At 27.5% G+C, this 18,626-nt stretch carries 16 protein-coding genes, 1 other RNA gene and 3 pseudogenes; 12 read left to right on the forward strand and 8 right to left on the reverse strand.

Annotated elements, in window-relative coordinates:
• Positions 1-83: pseudogene (locus JG676_RS09165) on the forward strand (autotransporter outer membrane beta-barrel domain-containing protein); the annotation flags it as partial.
• A gap of 187 nt (positions 84-270) precedes the next feature.
• The gene (locus JG676_RS00950; RefSeq protein WP_200217053.1) at positions 271-2,025 is read left to right on the forward strand and encodes a lipopolysaccharide assembly protein LapB; all 1,755 of its coding nucleotides are present in this window, start codon (positions 271-273) and stop codon (positions 2,023-2,025) included.
• 149 nt (positions 2,026-2,174) lie between these two features.
• On the opposite strand, the gene ssrA is transcribed toward JG676_RS00950, so the two are convergent.
• Positions 2,175-2,534, reverse strand: a transfer-messenger RNA (tmRNA) gene (gene ssrA / locus JG676_RS00955).
• A 1-nt stretch (position 2,535) separates the two neighbouring features.
• On the reverse strand, positions 2,536-2,946 hold the full coding sequence (locus JG676_RS00960; RefSeq protein WP_200169332.1) for a histidine phosphotransferase: 411 nt from the start codon (positions 2,944-2,946) through the stop codon (positions 2,536-2,538).
• Between the two features lie 210 nt (positions 2,947-3,156).
• Here JG676_RS00960 and ruvB point away from each other — a divergent pair, with 210 nt between their 5' ends.
• Both ruvB and JG676_RS00970 read left to right on the forward strand, forming a co-directional pair.
• Positions 3,157-4,164, forward strand: a complete 1,008-nt coding sequence (gene ruvB, locus JG676_RS00965) for a Holliday junction branch migration DNA helicase RuvB (protein WP_200217054.1) — start codon at positions 3,157-3,159, stop codon at positions 4,162-4,164.
• Positions 4,165-4,170: 6 nt separating this feature from the next.
• Entirely contained in the window at positions 4,171-5,214 is a 1,044-nt protein-coding gene (locus JG676_RS00970; RefSeq protein WP_200169334.1) for an AI-2E family transporter, read from the forward strand.
• A gap of 43 nt (positions 5,215-5,257) precedes the next feature.
• On the opposite strand, the gene murD is transcribed toward JG676_RS00970, so the two are convergent.
• The gene (murD, locus tag JG676_RS00975; RefSeq protein ID WP_200217055.1) at positions 5,258-6,460 is read right to left on the reverse strand and encodes a UDP-N-acetylmuramoyl-L-alanine--D-glutamate ligase; all 1,203 of its coding nucleotides are present in this window, start codon (positions 6,458-6,460) and stop codon (positions 5,258-5,260) included.
• Positions 6,457-7,515: a phospho-N-acetylmuramoyl-pentapeptide-transferase gene (gene mraY, locus JG676_RS00980; protein WP_200217056.1), complete on the reverse strand. Its 1,059-nt coding sequence runs from the start codon at positions 7,513-7,515 to the stop codon at positions 6,457-6,459. The genes murD and mraY overlap by 4 nt, the downstream gene beginning before the upstream one ends.
• Positions 7,516-7,594: 79 nt before the next feature.
• On the opposite strand from mraY, the gene gpmI reads away from it, so the two are divergent.
• The 8 genes and pseudogenes from gpmI (at position 7,595) to JG676_RS01020 (ending at position 16,896) form a co-directional block, all read left to right on the forward strand.
• Positions 7,595-9,073, forward strand: coding sequence for a 2,3-bisphosphoglycerate-independent phosphoglycerate mutase (gene gpmI / locus JG676_RS00985; protein ID WP_200217057.1), 1,479 nt, complete (start codon positions 7,595-7,597; stop codon positions 9,071-9,073).
• A gap of 65 nt (positions 9,074-9,138) precedes the next feature.
• Positions 9,139-9,882: a 3-oxoacyl-ACP reductase FabG gene (fabG, locus tag JG676_RS00990; protein WP_200169338.1), complete on the forward strand. Its 744-nt coding sequence runs from the start codon at positions 9,139-9,141 to the stop codon at positions 9,880-9,882.
• Positions 9,882-11,130 (forward strand): annotated as a pseudogene (locus JG676_RS00995) (DUF2920 family protein). Before fabG ends, JG676_RS00995 begins: the two are co-directional and overlap by 1 nt.
• A 62-nt stretch (positions 11,131-11,192) precedes the next feature.
• Positions 11,193-11,426 (forward strand): acyl carrier protein, encoded by a 234-nt coding sequence (gene acpP, locus JG676_RS01000; RefSeq protein ID WP_131163651.1) that lies wholly within the window; start codon positions 11,193-11,195, stop codon positions 11,424-11,426.
• 30 nt (positions 11,427-11,456) lie between these two features.
• Positions 11,457-12,674, forward strand: a complete 1,218-nt coding sequence (locus tag JG676_RS01005) for a beta-ketoacyl-ACP synthase II (protein WP_200217058.1) — start codon at positions 11,457-11,459, stop codon at positions 12,672-12,674.
• 2 nt (positions 12,675-12,676) lie between these two features.
• Positions 12,677-13,624, forward strand: coding sequence for an acetyl-CoA carboxylase carboxyltransferase subunit alpha (locus tag JG676_RS01010; protein WP_200169340.1), 948 nt, complete (start codon positions 12,677-12,679; stop codon positions 13,622-13,624).
• A gap of 515 nt (positions 13,625-14,139) precedes the next feature.
• A complete protein-coding gene (locus JG676_RS01015) occupies positions 14,140-16,218 on the forward strand; it encodes a TonB-dependent receptor domain-containing protein (RefSeq protein WP_200217059.1) in 2,079 nt (692 codons plus the stop codon).
• Between the two features lie 81 nt (positions 16,219-16,299).
• Positions 16,300-16,896: an NUDIX hydrolase gene (locus tag JG676_RS01020; protein WP_200169342.1), complete on the forward strand. Its 597-nt coding sequence runs from the start codon at positions 16,300-16,302 to the stop codon at positions 16,894-16,896.
• A 14-nt stretch (positions 16,897-16,910) separates the two neighbouring features.
• On the opposite strand, the gene JG676_RS09170 is transcribed toward JG676_RS01020, so the two are convergent.
• The 4 genes and pseudogenes from JG676_RS09170 to rpmB all read right to left on the reverse strand — a co-directional run bounded on the left by JG676_RS09170 (position 16,911) and on the right by rpmB (position 18,569).
• Positions 16,911-17,363 (reverse strand): CZB domain-containing protein, encoded by a 453-nt coding sequence (locus JG676_RS09170; RefSeq protein ID WP_373563784.1) that lies wholly within the window; start codon positions 17,361-17,363, stop codon positions 16,911-16,913.
• Positions 17,346-17,612 (reverse strand): annotated as a pseudogene (locus JG676_RS09175) (methyl-accepting chemotaxis protein); the annotation flags it as partial. The gene JG676_RS09170 and the pseudogene JG676_RS09175, both read right to left, overlap by 18 nt.
• A gap of 410 nt (positions 17,613-18,022) precedes the next feature.
• Entirely contained in the window at positions 18,023-18,244 is a 222-nt protein-coding gene (locus tag JG676_RS01030; protein WP_200169344.1) for a YdcH family protein, read from the reverse strand.
• A 130-nt stretch (positions 18,245-18,374) separates the two neighbouring features.
• A complete protein-coding gene (gene rpmB / locus JG676_RS01035; protein ID WP_200169345.1) occupies positions 18,375-18,569 on the reverse strand; it encodes a 50S ribosomal protein L28 in 195 nt (64 codons plus the stop codon).
• Between the last annotated feature and the right edge of the window lie 57 nt (positions 18,570-18,626).

Below are 18,626 nucleotides of genomic sequence, written 5' to 3' on the forward strand. Positions count from 1 at the left end.
ATTTTAGCTTAAACTATAATGGAATGTTTGATAAAGATGGTAAAACTCATACAGGATATGCTCAATTTAATTATGTGTGGTAAAAGAATATAAATAATTCTAAATAGTTATTTAGAATAAATATAAAGAACTAGTTTAATCTCCTAAACCCTAAATGACTTTAAGTTGTTTGGGGTTTATTGATTTTATCTTTTTTAAGACGTATAATTATCTTTTTATCAAATTTATATCATAATATAAGGTTAAAATAAAATATTTTATAGGAAAACTATGTTTGATAAAATTTATTATTATTATTTTAATGCTAATTATGAAAAATGTTTAGAATTAAGTGAGAAATTTTTAAAAGAAAATTCAAAATTTGCTTTAGAATTTGCTATGCTCTCATCTTATAAACTTTCGCTTTTTAAAAAAGCTTTATACTATGCTCAAGAGCTTTTTTCTATCAATCCTACAAGTTTTAATGGTCTTATGCTTTCTAAAAGCTATATTGAAAATTTAAGATTTGATGAGGCGTTAAATCTATTGCAAAAACTTTTAGATCGTAAAGATGATTTGCAAAATGAAATTAATCTACAATTAGCTTTTCTTTATAAATTTATAAATAAATTTGACGAATCTGAAAGAATTTTTAAAGAACTTCTTTCAAAAGATTTGTATAATCTGGACCTATGGAAAGATTATGCAGAAATTTATTTTAAGAATGACTTTATCAAAGCATTAAATGCACATGAAGAATTATATAATTTTATGCAAAATTTAATAGATAAATTACAAAATGGAACCCTTATGGGACGCTATAGTCCTAATTTAAATAATCTTCAAGATAGACTCCATAGCAAAACCAAAGAAAATCTTACTATCTCTAAGATACAAGATTTTTTAACTCATCAAATTTTGCCACAAAAAGCATATTTGCTTTTTAAACTTTTTAGGGTGAGTGATTCTTTAAAACTTTTTCAATCCTTAGAAGAAGCAAATCAGCATCATGCACAATTTTGGCAAAATTATGCTAAAGTATTGGAATTTAGTGCTAATTATCAAGGAGCTTATAATGCGTATCAAAAGTGTTTAAGTTTAAATACTCACGCAACTTATCAATTTGATCTTGCATATCTTTTAATGCGTATGGGAGTGGATGATAATTTTGAAGAAGGTAAAAAATACTATGAGAGTAGATTATTTTATGCACATAATGAAACTTTTTCTACTTATCATTATAATGAAAGTATAAAAGCTTTTAATAAATTTGGTGTCAATGCTTTTAAAGATAAAGAAGTTTTAGTATTTTGCGAGCAAGGTTTTGGGGATACTATAATGTATGCAAGATGTTTAGAAAAGCTTTGTAAGATCGCATCAAAAGTTTTATTTGCTCCTCAAAGTGCAATGTATGAAATGTTTAAAAATCAAATAAAAATTTTAAATTCAAATGATGATATTTTTAATAATTTAAAAGTTTTAAAAAATTTACCTAAAAAATTTGATTATGCTATCCCTATTTGCTCTTTGCCTTTTTTAATTGATATTAAATTAAGCGAAATTAAACAATTAAAAACACCAATATTAGTACAAAAAAAGCCACAAAATAAAAAGAAAAAATTAGGTATTTTTTATTTTACTCCTAATGCAGAGGGTTCTGATTTGTTAAGAAATTTTAAATTTGAATTATTATTTGATGTTTTAGAAGATTTAGATTATGAAATTGTTTCTTTTCAAATGCAATCAAACGAAAATTTACCTAAAAATATAGAGGATAGAACTAAAAAAATAAAAAATTGGAATGATACTTTAAATAATCTATCTGATATTGATTGTATGATCAGTATTGATAGTGCGATTGCTCATTTAACTTTGGCTATGGATATTCCAACGATAGTTCTTTTGCATCCTAGATTTGATTGGCGTTGGGGGAAATTTGAAGATCCTAAAAGTTTCTTTTGGCCAAAAGCAAGATGTTTTATTTTAAAAGATGAAGAAAAAATAAAAAGAAATTTACAAAAATTAATTAAAGATATTTTACATTAAAGCTTGTTTTTTATAAGCTTTAATTTTATATTTCTTTATAACTTAATAGATGTTATAAAATGTGATTTTATAAATTAAAAATAAAAATTTAATTTTTATGAAATTAAAAGTTGTAATTAATAGTGAAGATAAATATTTTTATTTAAGATTGGTGGAAGCGAGGGGAATCGAACCCCTGTCCAAAAATAATTCCACAAAGACCTCTACATACTTAGTAAAGATGAAGAATTCACCAAATCAAGCTCATCTTCCAAAACTTTAAGATTTGGCTAAGACTTTTATTTCATCTTTGATGCGTCAAATCAAAGACTACACTATCTTGTAATGACCAAATTTTAAACTAGATAGTATCGTTTAAAATTCGGGCTCAACTGAACTTACGCAGCTTTAGCGTAAGCAGGAGCAAATTTTACGTTGTTTGCGTTTAATTTTATTTAGGCTTTTAACGCTTTGCCCAAAGCGGTATGCCATCTTTGCAAACTTACTCCTGTCGAAGCCAAGTCGCTCCCATTATTTAGAAATGATATTTGGAACATTAACAATTAAAGGATTAAAAATAGCTAAAACAGAATCATCATTTTCATAAGATCTGCAATATTTTTCAAATTGATCACTCATTAAAAGCATCCAATCTGTAAATTCTTCACTTGCAGGTCCTTCAAAACGACTTGCTTGAACCATCATTTCTTCGCAAAATACACAAAAATCTGTAACTTCTTGAAGTTCTAAACGCCTTGCTGCCCAAGCAGTATTATGTGCTAAAGTTTCAAGTTCTTTTATGGCTTCTTTATATTTTTGTTTATCTGTGCCTAATTTTATAATTAATGGTTCAAAGCGATCGCACATGGTTCTAAAAAATTGCAAAAATTTCTCTATATCATCAATTTCATAATCTAATTCTAATTTTGTTAAAATTCCCATTTTTAAACCATTATTCTAAAAATTCACTTTAAATTTTATCGAATTTTAGCTAAAAACTAAATTTTAAAGTTAATAGATATTTTTAAATTTTTGGCAAAAAGTTTTAATTTATTTTTGATAAATTTCTTATAAAATATAAATAATCTTTTTATAAAAATTAAAACTATACTTTGTTAAAATTCTTCATTTAATTTTTCAAAGCAGTTTAAAATGGATAGAATAGTAGAAATAGAAAAATTTTCTTTAGATGAAACTTATGAAACCTCTCTAAGACCCTCAAATTTTGATGGATATATCGGTCAAGAAAAGATTAAAAAAAATCTTCATATTTTTATTAGTGCTGCTAAGAAGCGTAAAGAATGTTTAGATCATATTCTTTTTAGTGGACCTGCAGGACTTGGAAAAACAACTTTGGCTAATATCATTTCTTATGAAATGAATACAAATATCAAAACAACAGCAGCACCTATGATAGAAAAAAGTGGAGATTTGGCTGCTATTTTGACAAATCTTAGTGAAGGTGATATTCTTTTTATCGATGAAATTCATCGTTTAAGCCCTGCCATAGAAGAAGTGCTTTATCCAGCTATGGAAGATTATAGGCTTGATATTATTATAGGAAGTGGCCCTGCCGCACAAACAATAAAAATTGATTTGCCTAAATTTACTTTAATCGGTGCTACAACAAGAGCAGGAATGCTTAGCAATCCTTTAAGAGATCGTTTTGGAATGCAATTTCGTTTAGAATTTTATAAAAATGAAGAATTAGCTCTTATTTTGCAAAAAGCCGCAAATAAACTTGGCAAAAATTGCGATAAAAAAGCTGCACTCGAGATTGCTAAAAGATCACGTTCTACGCCAAGAATTGCTTTAAGGCTTTTAAAAAGGGTCAGAGATTTTGCTGATGTAAATGATGAAGAAAATATTAGTGAAGAAAGGGCTAAAGAGGCTTTAAATTCTTTAGGTGTTAATGAGCTTGGTTTTGATGCTATGGATTTAAGATATTTAGAACTTTTAACTTCTGCAAAGCAAAAACCTATAGGACTTGCTAGTATTGCTGCTGCATTAAGTGAAGATGAAAATACTATTGAAGATGTGATTGAACCTTATTTACTTGCTAATGGTTATATAGAAAGAACAGCCAAAGGAAGAATTGCAAGTGCAAAGAGTTTTAAAATTCTAAAACTAAATTATCAAAAAAATTTATTTGAGGAATAAAATTATATGAAAAATGGCAAAATATTTTTAATATGTTTTATCTTGGTTGTTTTAGTGCTTTTGCTTTATCTTTTTAAAAATTTTTTACTTGTTATAATAATTGCTATTTTAATGGCCGTAGCTACTTCTAATTTGCATTTAAAATTTTTAAATTTAGCTAAGGGTCATAAATTTTTAGCTACTTGTATGACTACTGCTTGTATTGTTATCCTTTTCTTTGCTCCTTTTGTTTATGCTATGATAGAATTTGTTAGAGTTTTGAAAAATTTTGATATAAATACTATTACTTATACCTTAGATTATATCAAGAATTATGAGTTTTCTCTTCCTGAATCTTTTAGTTTTTTAGAGCCAAAAATAAAAGAGTTTTTAAGTAATATTGATCTTAATACTTTTTCAAAGCAATTTTTAGCTTATGCTTCAATTTTTACCAAAAGTGGTGCTAAGTTTTTAATTGATATGGTGTTAATTTGTGTATTTTATTTTTTTGCAAATCTTTATGGAACAGAGCTCGTAATTTATATAAAATCTATTGTACCTATTGAAAAAAAAGAACTAGAAGATGTTTTAAGTGAAGTAAGTAATGTTATGGCGGTAGTACTTTATTCTATGGTTATTGTTGCTATTTTTCAAGGAGCATTGTTTGCCATTATTACTACTATTTTTGGTTATAATGGATTTTTAATGGGTGCTATTTTTTCGATAAGTTCTTTGATCCCAGCTATTGGAGGTGCTTTAATCTATGTACCTATTAGTCTTTATGAATTTGCTATGAACAATCAAAAAGCTGCCTTTTGGATTTTTGGATATTCTGTTTTAGTAATATCTTTTTTGGCGGATACTTTAATTAAACCTTTAATTATAAAATGGATCAATAAAAAGCTTGTTAAAACTCCTACTAACATCAATGAATTTTTAATCTTTTTAGCAATGATAGCTGGAATTTCTAGTTTTGGATTTTGGGGTATTATTTTAGGCCCAGCTATTTTAACTTTTTTTATTTCAACTATAAGACTTTATGTAATCTTAAAAGATAAAAATTTAATTTGAAAAAATAAATTAAAAAGTTTAAATTATTAATTTTTTAAACTTTTTAATTATTTAATTGTTTGATTTCTTTTTTAAATATTTCTCCACGTTCTTTATAAGAGCTAAATTGATCTAAACTTGCACAAGCAGGGCTTAATAAAGCAATTTCATCTTTTTTTAGTTTTTTAGAAATTTCTTTTATAGCTTCTTTTAGAAAATGACATTGATAAGCTTTTATATTATAATCCTGAGCGTAAGAATTAAGTTTTTGTATATTTGCTCCTATGATATATAGTGATATATCTAGTTTTTTCATAAAATTAAATAAGTTCTTAAATTCCATTCCTTTGTCATCGCCACCTATAATAAGATAAATTTTTTTATCCTTATAACGTTTAAGAGCTTCTAAAGTAGCGCTTTCATTAGTTGCTTTTGTATCATTTATCCAAATTCTTCCTAGATGATCTTTTAATTCTTCTAATTTATTTTCTTCCATTTTAAAAGTAGATAAAAGTCTATAGTTAATGTCTTTAAGGATTATTTTTTCTATACTACAAGCTATAAGAGCATCGATTAAAAAAGGCTTTTTAAAATTAATTTTTTTTAAGTCAATATCCATTTTTTCTGCTAAATCTTCTTCGTTCTTGTAAGTGATTTTATCTGCTTTTGTAGGAATATCAGCATAAATTTGAGGAAGTACAACTTTATCACTTTTTTGCATTCTACTTAAAACGCTAAGCTTTGCTTCCTCATAGGCTTTAAAACTTCCGTGCCAAGAGATATGATCTGTGCTTATAGGTAAAAGAGCATAGATTTCAGGTTTTGCTATTTTTGTATAATGAAGAGTAAAAGATGAAGTTTCAAGTATCCATAATTTTGCATAAGGGTTTAAATCGGCTAGGGGTATTCCTATATTTGCACCCATAACAGCACCTACAGACTTTAAGAGATGTTGGGTTATTTGCGTTGTTGTTGTTTTTCCATTTGTTCCACTTATCCAGATACTTCTTGGCATAATATCGTAAAAAAAATCATATTCACTGATTAAATTTCTAGCTTGTTTAACAAGGATATGATCTTTGGGAAAACCAGGGCTTGCAATTTCAAGAGAGCTTAAAGATGGATTAAAATAATTTATAGGCAATAAATTATTATTAAATTCATCTTTTAAAGGTTTTTTAAAATTATCATCATAAATATCAAAACCACCTAGTTTTTGGGCTATAGCTTTAGTAGTTTTTCCGTAGCCAAATAAAGATTTTTTCATCTTAATTTTATTGAAGCAAGAGCGATTAAGTTAGTAAGTAAAGCTATCATCCAAAAACGCACAATAATTTTATTTTCTACCCAGCCAACTTTTTCAAAATGATGATGAATAGGAGCCATTTTAAATACTCTTTTATGAAATATTTTAAAACTTCCAACCTGTAAGATAACAGATATAGTTTCAAGAACAAAAACAAACCCTACAAGTAAAAGTAAAATTTCATTCTTGCTAATAATTGCTAAAAATCCTATAAAAGCTCCTATGCTTAAGCTACCGCTATCTCCCATAAAAATTTGTGCTGGATAGCAGTTATACCATAAAAATCCCATTAAAGCCCCAATTAAAGCTGCACAAACAATTGAAACTTCTCCAAGTCCTTGAATTTTAGGTAAAAGTAGATACTCGCTATAATTAAGATTTCCACTTAAATAAATAAAAATTGCTAAAGTTGCAAGAGAAAATATGGAAGGAACCGTTGCCAATCCATCAAGCCCATCTGTTAAATTTACTGCATTAGAACTTGAAATTAGAACTAAAATCCAAAAAACTATAGCAAAAAGAGATAAATCAAAAAGAGGATGTTTGTAAAAAGGGATATATAAATCTGTATTAAATCCATAAAAATAAAGCGGTACACAACAAAGTAAAGATACAATGATTTGAGCCATAAGTTTAGCTCTCGCGCTAAGACCACTATGATTATTTTGATAAAGAATTTTACCTAAATCATCAATAAAACCTATAAGAGAAAATAAAATAAGGCATAAAAGCGCTAAAATAGCAAAAAGATTATCAAATTTAATACATGCTAAACTAGCAATGACAGCACAAGATATAAAGATAATTCCGCCCATTGTTGGGGTTTTTGACTTTATTTGATGACTTTGTGGAGCGTGTTCATATATAGGCTGGTTAGCATTTTTTGTTTTTGCCCATCTTATAAATTTTGGAATAATAAATAAAGTAAGGCAAAGAGCAATGAAAAATGCAAATCCTGCACGCACACTAATATAAGTAAAAAAAGCATAATCACTAAAATAAGATAAATAATACAAATTTAAAGCCTTTTTTTGTTTTTAAAGTTTAATTTTAGTAAAATTAAGCAAAAAATAATCTTATAAAGAGTTTAGAAAAATGAAGCAAAAATGTATTTTAGTTATAACAGATGGTATAGGACACAATCAAGATCGCGAATTTAATGCTTTTTTTCATGCTAAAAAGCCAAATTATGAAAAACTTTTTAAAGAGGTACCTCATACTCTTATTAAAACAAGTGGTTTAGCAGTAGGTTTGCCAGAAGGCCAAATGGGTAATAGCGAAGTAGGGCATATGTGTATAGGAAGTGGGCGTATTATTTATCAAAATTTAGTAAGAATCAATAAAGCCATAGAAGATAATACTTTAAAAGATAACTCTAATCTTCAAAATCTTTTAAAAAAATGTAAAAAAATTCATATTATAGGTTTATATAGTGATGGAGGAGTACATTCAAGTCATACGCATTTTAAAGCTTTACTTAAAATTTGCAAAGAGGTAGGGAATGAAGTTTGTGCTCATATAATAAGCGATGGTAGAGATACAAATCCTAAAAGTGGTCTAAATTTTATTAAAGATATAACAAATTTTTGTCAAGAAAAAGATATACAATTTGCAAGCTTATGTGGAAGATTTTATGCTATGGATAGGGATAAAAGATGGGAAAGAACGCAAAAGTATTATGATTGTTTATTAGCTAAAGTATTAAAAAATAATGATTTTGTTGATTATATTAAAAATTCTTATGAAAAAAATATTACTGATGAGTTTTTAGAACCTACGATTGATCCTAAATTTAATGGAATTGATGAAGAAGATGGGCTTATTTTTATTAATTTTAGAAATGATAGAATGAAACAGATTATTGAAGTTTTAAATGATGAAAATTTTAAAGAATTTAAGCGTGAAAAAATTTTTAAAAATTTACTTACAATGACTATTTATGATGATAAGTATAATATTCCAGTATTATTTAAAAAAGAAAAGATTGATAATACTTTAGCCGAAATTATTTCTTTAGCTGGTTTGAGACAACTTCATACTGCAGAAACTGAAAAATACGCTCATGTAACTTTCTTTTTTAATGGAGGTAAAGAAGAGCTACTTGAAAATGAAACGAGGGTTTTAATTCCAAGTCCTAAAGTAAAAACTTATGATTTAATGCCTCAAATGAGTGCCTATGAGGTGCTTGAAGTGGTATTAAAAGGTATAAAAAATCAAGAGGATTTTATAGTTGTTAATTTTGCTAATGGTGATATGGTAGGACATACTGGAGATTTTGAAGCAGCTGTTAAGGCAGTAGAAGCTGTAGATGATTGTTTGGGAGAAATTATAAAAAAAGCTAGAGAGCATGATTATGCTTTTGTTATTACAAGCGATCATGGTAATTGTGAAGCTATGCAAAATAATAAAGGAGAATTACTTACTAATCATACAACTTTTGATGTTTTTGCTTTTATTGAGGCAAAAAATGTTACAAAACTTAAAGAAAATAAAGGACTTAGCAATATAGCTGCAAGTATTTTAAAGATTATGGGGCTTAGTATTCCAGAAGAAATGAATGAAGCTTTATTTTAATTTAGGTATAAATTAATTTAATTATAAAAAAGCATTGTATAATTTTAAAATTAAAAGGAGTAAAAATGAAATTTAGTGGAAAAAATGTTTTAATTACAGGATCAAGTAAAGGTATAGGATCTTATATTGCAAGAGTTTTGGCAGAATTTAATCTTAAGGTTTGGATTAATTATAGAGGAGATCATAAACTTGCAGATGCTTTAAAAGAGGAAATTGAATCAAAAGGTGGTAAAGCAGCTGTAATTAAATTTGATGCAAGCAAGGAAGATGAATTTGAAGCTGCTATTAAGACCATTGTAGAAAGCGATGGAGAGCTTAGTTATTTAGTAAATAATGCAGGAATTACAAATGATAAACTAGCTTTAAGAATGAAATTAGAAGACTTTACTGAAGTGATTAATGCAAATTTAAATTCAGCATTTTTAGGCTGTAAAGAAGCATTAAAAATAATGAGTAAAAAACGTTTTGGAGCCGTTGTAAATATAGCTTCTATAGTAGGTGAAATGGGCAATATTGGACAAGTAAATTATTCTGCTAGTAAAGGTGGAATGATTGCTATGACTAAATCTTTTGCAAAAGAAGGAGCAAGTCGTAATATTCGTTTTAATGTTGTAACGCCTGGATTTATCAAAAGTGATATGACAGAGGTTTTAAGCGAAGAGATTAAAAAATCTTATGAAGATAATATACCTTTAAAACGTTTTGCTGAGCCTTACGAGGTTGCTTATTGTGTGGCATTTTTACTTAGTGATTATGCTTCTTATGTAACAGGAGATTCTCTTAAAATTAACGGCGGGCTTTATATGTAATGATAAATCAAAAAACTTATGAAATCACTTCTTGTGATGATGTTGAGCTTAATATAAAAAGGGAATCAAAGCTTGAATTTAAGCTTTGGTTTGATGATATCAAAGAAGTAAAGGCCTTAGTTTTTATTAATCAAGGCCTTGGGACTGATTGTAATGATCCTTATTTAGATTTTATTGCTAGAGATTTGATTAAAAATTTAGATATTGCCATTGTGGGGGTTAATTATCATTGTATAGGAAATCGTCCTCAAACAGGTTCTAGTTTTTATTTAGATGATATTGATAAGCTTATTTTAAATGAAAGTTGTAAAGCTATTAATTTGCCACTTCCTTTAAGAGTTCAAGAAATTGATACTTATGAAAAAATGAGCGAAGTATTTCATTTTATCAATCAAAGTTTATCTAAAAGAAAAATTGAAGGAAAATTAAATCCTAGCTATTTTTTAAATCTTCATGTAAGCTTACAACCTAGTAAAAATGAATATCAGAATTTTGGTATTATGCAAGCACAAGATTTAATCAATGCTTTGCTTTTTATCAAAACAAATCCTCCATTTAAAATTTCTGGGGGGGGGGGATTTGCCTGTTATAATGACAGGAACTTCTCACGGAGGATATTTATCACACCTTGCAGCTAAAATTGCTCCTTGGCTTATAGATGGAGTCATTGATAATTCTAGCGGAGCTAAATTTCCTTGGAGGGTTGTTGGTTTTGGCAAAGAGATTGATTTTATGCAATATGCCGAATTTTCGACTTTTGATTTTTTTCATCATATTAATACTCATTGTTCTACAAAAACATTTTGGACTAGTAATAAAGAATCAAAAAACTTTTTTTCTCCAGCAAGAAGAAAAATAAGAAACATTTTAGAAAAAGATCATTTAGTAATACAGGGTGAATATCCTCATACAAAATATATTAGTTATTTTTCTGTAAAAGATGAATACCTTTCTTTGGAAGAAAAAAGAATTTTATATAAAGAATTTAAAGATTTAAATTTTGATACTCAACTTTATGAAATTGATCAAAAAGATATAGATCATAAATTCATAAAAAATTTAACTCACGGAATGGGAATACCTACAAAACTTTTAATAAAAAAAGAACTTCCGCCTCTATTGGAAAAAATTTTTTTAGAAAATAAGAAAGATTTTAAAGATAAAAGTATTTCTTATCCGAGTGAAGATTTAATTTATACTTTTAGTGAAAATGATAATAAAATAAGTTTAAGAATTATGAAAAAGTAATATTGTATTTTTAAGCTTTTTAGGATAAAATACGCTTTATTTTAAATTCAAGGAGATAAATAATGGCAACTTTTGATGATGTAAAATCAGTTGTAGTAGAACAATTAAGTATTGATGCAGATGCAGTAAAAATGGATTCTAAGATAATTGAAGATTTAGGTGCAGATTCCTTAGATGTTGTTGAACTTATTATGGCTTTAGAAGAAAAATTTGGTATAGAAATCCCTGATAGTGATGCTGAAAAGCTTATTAAAATCGAGGATGTTGTAAATTATATCGATAATCTTAAGAAATAATTTTAAATTCTTACAATAAGGAAGTTATTCTTGAAAAGGGTTGTGGTTACAGGTATTGGAATGATCAATGCTCTTGGTCTAAATAAAAATGACTCTTTTGGGGCAATTTGTGAAGGTAAAAGTGGTGTTGGAAATATTACTCTTTTTGATAGTAGTAATTTTCCTGTAAAAATAGCTGCTGAAGTAAAAAATTTTGATCCACTAGAAGTTGTTGATGCTAAAGAAGTAAAGAAAATTGATCGTTTTATACAACTTGGAATAAAAGCTGCAAAAGAGGCAATGCAAGATGCTAATTTTAATGAAAAATTCCAAGAGGAGGAATTTGGCGTTGTTTCAGCAGCTGGAATAGGTGGTTTGCCTAATATAGAGAAAAATTCAATTATTTGTTTTGAAAAGGGCGCGCGTAAAATTTCTCCATTTTTTATCCCATCAGCACTTGTTAATATGTTAGGTGGTTTAATTTCTATAGAGTATTCTTTAAAAGGACCAAATATTTCTTGCGTAACAGCTTGTGCAGCAGGAACTCACGCTATAGCTGAAGCTTATAAAAGTATAGTTTTAGGAACGGCTAATAAAATGCTTGTTGTAGGTGCAGAGGCAGCTATTTGCCCTGTAGGAATAGGTGGTTTTGCTTCAATGAAAGCTTTATCAACAAGAAATGATGATCCATTAAGAGCTTCAAGACCTTTTGATAAAGAAAGAGATGGTTTTGTTATGGGAGAAGGAGCTGGAGCTTTGGTTTTTGAAGACTATGAAGAGGCTAAAAAAAGAGGTGCTCATATATATGCTGAACTTATAGGATTTGGAGAAAGTGCTGATGCGCATCATATTACTTCACCTACATTAGATGGTCCATTAAGAGCTATGCAAAAAGCTTTAAAAATGGCTGGCGATATTAAAATTGATTATATTAATGCACATGGGACTTCAACTCCAGTTAATGATAAAAATGAAACAGCAGCTATTAAAGCGCTTTTTGGAAATGATATTCCTTTAATAAGCTCTACTAAAGGTCAAACAGGACATTGCTTAGGAGCTGCTGGAGCTATTGAAGCTGTTATTAGTATTATGGCATTAGAACAAAATATTATTCCACCAACTATTAATCAAATTGTTAAAGACGAAGAATGCGATCTTGATTATGTGCCTAATAAAGCTAGAAAGACAGATTTAAAGGTTGCTATGAGTAATTCATTTGGTTTTGGTGGCACGAATGGTTGTGTAATTTTTAAAAAAGTAGATAATTAATAATGGCTTCATATTTAGATTTTGAAAAAAATATTGAACAAATTGATCAAGACATTATTAATGCAAAAAATAAAGGTGATTTTGAAGCTGTTGCTATTTTGCAAAAAAATCTTGAAAAAGAGATACAAAAAACTTATAAAAATTTAAGCGATTTTGGACGTTTGCAACTTGCTAGACATCCAGATCGCCCTTATGCTTTAGATTATATTCATCTTATTTTAAATGATGCTCATGAGATTCATGGTGATAGGTCTTTTAAAGATGATCCTTCTATTGTTTGTTTTATGGGCTACTTGGGACAAAAAAGACTCATTGTTATTGGAGAACAAAAAGGAAGAGGGACTAAGGATAAAATTTTAAGAAATTTCGGTATGCCTCATCCTGAAGGATATCGTAAGGCTTTAAGGGTTGCAAAGCTTGCTGAAAAATTTGAAATTCCTATACTTTTTTTAATTGACACTCCAGGAGCATATCCAGGAATTGAAGCTGAAGAAAGAGGTCAAAGTGAAGCTATAGCACGTAATTTATATGAATTAAGCGATCTTAAGACTATTACTATTGCTATTGTTATTGGAGAAGGTGGCAGCGGGGGAGCTTTGGCTATAGGAGTTGCAGATAAACTTGCTATGATGAAAAATTCAGTTTTTTCTGTTATTTCTCCAGAAGGGTGTGCGGCAATACTTTGGAATGATCCTTTGAAAAATGAAGTAGCGGCTAAGGCTATGAAGATAACAGCAGATGATCTTAAATCTCAATCTTTAATAGATGATGTTATAGAAGAACCAATAAATGGAGCACATCGTAATAAAGAAGCAGCAGCTGTTGCTATAGCAAATTATGTTAAAAAGTCTTTAGAAGAACTTGAAAAAATTGATAAAAGAGAACTTGCTTCTAATCGTATGCAAAAAATTCTTAAACGTGGTTCTTATACTGAATGTTCTAAAATATAGAATTAAATTATTTTATATTGCCAATATATAAAATAATTTATACTTGTTTTTAATCTATTTTTAAAAATAAAAATTTCTATACAGCAAATTTTTATTAACGCCCATTTGTAGAATTTGAAGAAATAAGTTTTTTTTACTTTTCTCTTTGTAGTGTGGGAGTCAAGTTAGTTTGCTAAGCTAAGTAAACTATGGACTTCACACTTTATATTGTTAAATCTAATAGGTATTGCTATCATAACATCAAAAAGAAGTTATTTAGTTTGAAAAAATAAATTTCTTAAAAATAATTTTATTAAAATGAGTAGTTTTTCTCGCTGCTGAGAAATCAAAAATCTCTATTATTTTACCAATTATAAAAATAACTTCATAAATCTATTTTTATCTAATTTTATTTGAATTTTTATTTTATTTATTAAATAAATTAAATATTTATTTATTATTAAAATAATTTTAAGTTAGTTCTCCTATAATTCAAAATTGATATTTAATATCAATTTTATTTTAAAGGAAATATTTTGAACAGGAAATTAAAATATCAAAAATTTACAAAAAAGAAATTATTATATTTTTCTTTATTTTTAAATTCTTTTGTATTTGCACAAGAAGGATATAGACTTGATGAAGCTGTTATAAGTGCAAGTGGATTTGAACAGAGTATAGTAGATGCACCTGCATCTATATCTGTAATTACAAAAGAAGAATTAAATCAAAAACCTGTCAAAGATATAGGTGAAGCCATTGCTGATATTCCAGGTGTTGATGTAACTATGAATAAAACAGGAACTTATGATTTTAGTATACGTGGTTTTGGTTCCACATATACCCTTATACTAATTGATGGAAAAAGGCAAAGTGTTGCAAATGGTTTTTATGATAATGGTTTTGGAGGGAGTGAATCAGGATATTTACCCCCTTTATCAATGATTGAGCGCATAGAAGTTATAAGAGGTCCTGCATCAACGCTTTATGGAAGTGATGCTGTTGGAGGTGTTATAAATATTATCACTAAAAAAAATCCTGATAAAACAGAAGCATCTATTGAATTTAATACGCTTTTACAAAATCATCCTAAAAAATACGGCAACGCAGGAGGATTAAATCTTTATGTAGCAACGCCAATTATTGATAATAAATTTTCAGTTTCTGCTAGATTAAAGTATTATGATAAGAAGGATTCTGATTTAAAATGGCCTACTCCAGTATATCAAGGATCATCTGAAAAACCATCTAACTATCAAATTGCTAGTCATTCTCCAGGAGCTTTTTCTACCTTAGGTTTTGGAACTAGATTTAATTTAAATATTAATGATAATAATGATGTATATTTAGATTTAGAGCGTTATATTAATGAAATAGGTGTAAATTCAACAAGTGGTAGAGCAATAAAAAGTGAAAGAAGATTATTTAAAGATAATATAGTTTTAAATCATGATGGAACATATGATTCGTTTTCAACTAATTCTTATTTTCAATATGGAAGTACTAAAGATATAGATTTGCATAGTCAAATTTTTGTAGGAGAAAGTAAAGCGGTTGCACCATTTAATTTTGACAAATATGGGAATTTTGTTACAAGTTTTGGGGCAAGATTAGATTATGAAATGCTTAAAAATGATTCTTCATCTGCTGGAAGTGAAATTAAGGGAAAAAATTTAGATCAAACATTAGCTGCTTTATATGCAGAAAATGAATATTTTATTACTAATAATCTTATATTTACAACAGGATTAAGATATATTTATAGTGATTTATTTGATTCGCAATTTACCCCAAGAATTTATTTAGTTTATAACTTAAATGACAATACAACTTTAAAAGGTGGAGTGGCAAAAGGTTATAAAACTCCTGCAGCAAAACAACTTACAAATGGATATTATAATTATAGCAATGGAACTGCTTCTTTTGGAAATCCTAATTTAAAACCAGAAGAAAGCATAAACTATGAATTAGGTATAGATTTTAGAGTGTTTAATTTTGCGCATTATTCTATAACTGCTTTTATAACAGACTTTGAAAATCAAATTTCTAATGAATATTTAGATGGAATTTTAGATGGTATAGATTGTAGCAACGGCACATGTATAAGACCTATAAATTTAGGAAAAACTAGAACAAAAGGTATAGAATTTGCTTTTAATACCAAATCTTATAATGGCTTTAGTGTTAATTCTACTTATACTTTTATGGATAATCGTTATAAAGATGGTAAAAAAAATATTTATGGCGGTGATAGGATAGAGAATTTACCAAGACATATAGCTATGATAAAATTAAATTATAAAAAAGATAAATTTAATACTTATATAAAAACTAGAGCAAGACTTGATACTATTAGCAAACCAAAAGGAGGAAATACTACGCCTTTACCTTGGAAAAAATACAAACCTTTTTATATAGTTGATATTGGATTAAATTATAAAGTTAATAAAAATAGTACCCTTAATTTTTCTATACAAAATCTCTTTGATAAAAACTTTTTTGATCCAGGTATTACAAGTTATACAACAAGTGGATTGCCAGGAGGATATGCAAATCGATATCAAGATTACACCGAAGGTAGGAGTTTTTGGGTAAGCTATAAATATGATTTTTAAATTTATAAAAAATTAAATAATTTGAATTTATAATGATTTATTATAAATTCATAGCTTAATAAAAGTTTTTAAAGGAATATTATGAATTTAAAAACACTTAAAGAAGAAAAATTTATTTCTTCACCTTATATAAAACCTAAAAGATACACTTATGAACATAAAGGCAAAAAGTATTCTTGGGATTTTATTTGTGCTAAGGATAGCGTGTCTATTTTATTGTATCATATAGATTTGCAAAGTTTTATTTTTGTTAAACAATTTAGAATTCCGCTTTGGTATTATCAAATGAATTCAAAAGAATATAAAGAAAATAAAAATTTAGGATATACCATAGAACTTTGCTCTGGATTAGTTGATAAAGATTTAAGCTTAGAAGATATTGCTAAAGAAGAATGTATAGAAGAGCTTGGTTTTTGCCCTAAAAAATTAGAAAAGATTAATGAGTTTTATTCAGGCTTTGGATCTGGGGTTAGTAAGCAAAATCTTTATTTTGCAGAAGTGAGTCAAAAAGATAAATTAGGTCAAGGTGGAGGCATAGATGCAGAGGAGATTGAAGCTGTTTATGTAAAAGTTTTAGATTTTGATGATTTTTTGAAAGATACCATTCGTAATTCTTTGCTTGATTATTCTTATTTTTGGTTTATGAAGAAAAAAGCTAAAATATATAATTTAGCTTAAAAATTTAAGCTAAATTAATTTTTTTGATAAGATAAGCTTGTTTCTTTGAGCATTTCTTCGAAAATATCGAAAAGTTCTAAAGAAGCATTTTCTGCATTTTGACATTTTTCTGTAATTCTATTTTGTACTATCTGTGCTGATGAGTCTTCAGAGTGAGCTATATTGATTGCAGAATTCATATTTTCATGAACTTTTTGATGAGGTTCATTAATTTTTGAGAATATTTTACTATGACCAAATCTTTCTTTTCCTGTACTTGCCAACCATTTTCCTAAGCGACATGAGGTGTGATCTGCAAGTTGATTTCCTGTTTTTTCAAAAATTTCTTTATAACCATTAAGTTTAAAAGCAACATGATCTAGTTTGGCTAAAGAAATAAAAGCTTCAGAAGTTATGTCTTTTGCATTAGCATTTGTTAAATTAGATTCTTGAATTAATTCGCTAAATTTACTTGAAAAATTTTGTATATAAGAATTAGAATCAGTGGAAACTTTTTCTACTTGTTCACTTTGTGAATACATTTCATTTGCGTTTTGTTTTAATAAATTTATATTCATTTCAACTTCAGCAGTAGCTTTTTGTGTTTTTTCGGCAAGTTTTCTAACTTCATCTGCCACAACAGCAAAACCACGTCCATATTCTCCAGCACGTGCAGCTTCTATTGCTGCATTTAATGCCAAAAGGTTTGTTTGATCTGAAACATCTTTAATTAAATTGATAACATTAGTAATTTCATCAACACTTCTATGAAGAGTTCCAGCAGTATTGCGAGATTTATTTGCTGATTCTATAATTTCTTCTAAAGAAGAGGTTATAGAATGAGTAATATGATCAAGTTCATCCATTTTGCTAAGTGAGTTTTGAGAATATTGTGAAATAATTTCAGCTTTATTAACATTATCTAGCATATTATTTTGAACAATACTAATATTTTTAAGAACTCCTTCTAATAAAATTTTCAAAAGATCTGTTTTAAGTTTTGATTCTAAACTTTCTTGTTCAAGAGAGCTAACTTTTGTCTTAAGATTTAAATTCTCATTTTCTAGATGTTTTATTTTTTCTTTATAGATTTTAACTTCTTCTTCAAGAAATTTGAGATCATTTTGATTATTTTTTGAACTAAACATTATAACTCCTTTTGGTAATTTGAAAGATATTCGTTGAGCTGATCTTTAAGTATTAATTTTTCTTTTTTAAGTTTTGAAATTTCCATATCATTTAAAAAAATAGTTCCATTCTCAGCATTTTTAATTTTTTCATCTAATTGATTGTGTTGATCGAAAAGTTTATCAAAGTGAGCATCTTTACCTTTTAATGATGATATTAAGTCCCTGAATTCATGTAGCATGGTTTTCCTTTATTTTTCTAAAATAAGCTTAATTAATATTATATCTTATAAAAAGGAGACTTAGACTTAAAAAAATATAAAATTTATTTATAATAAAAATGAAGATATTAAGGAATTTGTTTCCTTAATATTATTTAGAGTTTTGTTTTTTAAGAGTTCTTAAAGTAGAAGCTGCAATTCTTATTCTTTTTGTTGTACCATCTTCTAGAGTTATACGAACTGTTCTAAGATTTGGTAAAAATCTTCTTTTTGTTTTATTATTAGCGTGACTAACATTATTACCGACCATAGGTCTTTTACCCGTAACTTGACAAATTCTTGACATTAGTTTTTCCTTAAGCTTGAGATTTATTTTAGCTGTATTTTTCTAGTAAAAATGAAA

The organism is Campylobacter sp. 2018MI34, assembly GCF_016598975.1.
GTDB lineage: Bacteria > Campylobacterota > Campylobacteria > Campylobacterales > Campylobacteraceae > Campylobacter_D.

What these genes read in the sequence shown, in the direction of transcription:
- JG676_RS00950 (WP_200217053.1), top strand. Translation starts at nt 271, where the DNA reads ATGTTTGATAAAATTTATTATTATTATTTTAATGCTAATTATGAAAAA.
- JG676_RS00960 (WP_200169332.1), bottom strand. Translation starts at nt 2,946, where the DNA reads ATGGGAATTTTAACAAAATTAGAATTAGATTATGAAATTGATGATATA.
- ruvB (WP_200217054.1), top strand. Translation starts at nt 3,157, where the DNA reads ATGGATAGAATAGTAGAAATAGAAAAATTTTCTTTAGATGAAACTTAT.
- JG676_RS00970 (WP_200169334.1), top strand. Translation starts at nt 4,171, where the DNA reads ATGAAAAATGGCAAAATATTTTTAATATGTTTTATCTTGGTTGTTTTA.
- murD (WP_200217055.1), bottom strand. Translation starts at nt 6,460, where the DNA reads ATGAAAAAATCTTTATTTGGCTACGGAAAAACTACTAAAGCTATAGCC.
- gpmI (WP_200217057.1), top strand. Translation starts at nt 7,595, where the DNA reads ATGAAGCAAAAATGTATTTTAGTTATAACAGATGGTATAGGACACAAT.
- fabG (WP_200169338.1), top strand. Translation starts at nt 9,139, where the DNA reads ATGAAATTTAGTGGAAAAAATGTTTTAATTACAGGATCAAGTAAAGGT.
- acpP (WP_131163651.1), top strand. Translation starts at nt 11,193, where the DNA reads ATGGCAACTTTTGATGATGTAAAATCAGTTGTAGTAGAACAATTAAGT.
- JG676_RS01010 (WP_200169340.1), top strand. Translation starts at nt 12,677, where the DNA reads ATGGCTTCATATTTAGATTTTGAAAAAAATATTGAACAAATTGATCAA.
- JG676_RS01020 (WP_200169342.1), top strand. Translation starts at nt 16,300, where the DNA reads ATGAATTTAAAAACACTTAAAGAAGAAAAATTTATTTCTTCACCTTAT.
- JG676_RS01030 (WP_200169344.1), bottom strand. Translation starts at nt 18,244, where the DNA reads ATGCTACATGAATTCAGGGACTTAATATCATCATTAAAAGGTAAAGAT.
- rpmB (WP_200169345.1), bottom strand. Translation starts at nt 18,569, where the DNA reads ATGTCAAGAATTTGTCAAGTTACGGGTAAAAGACCTATGGTCGGTAAT.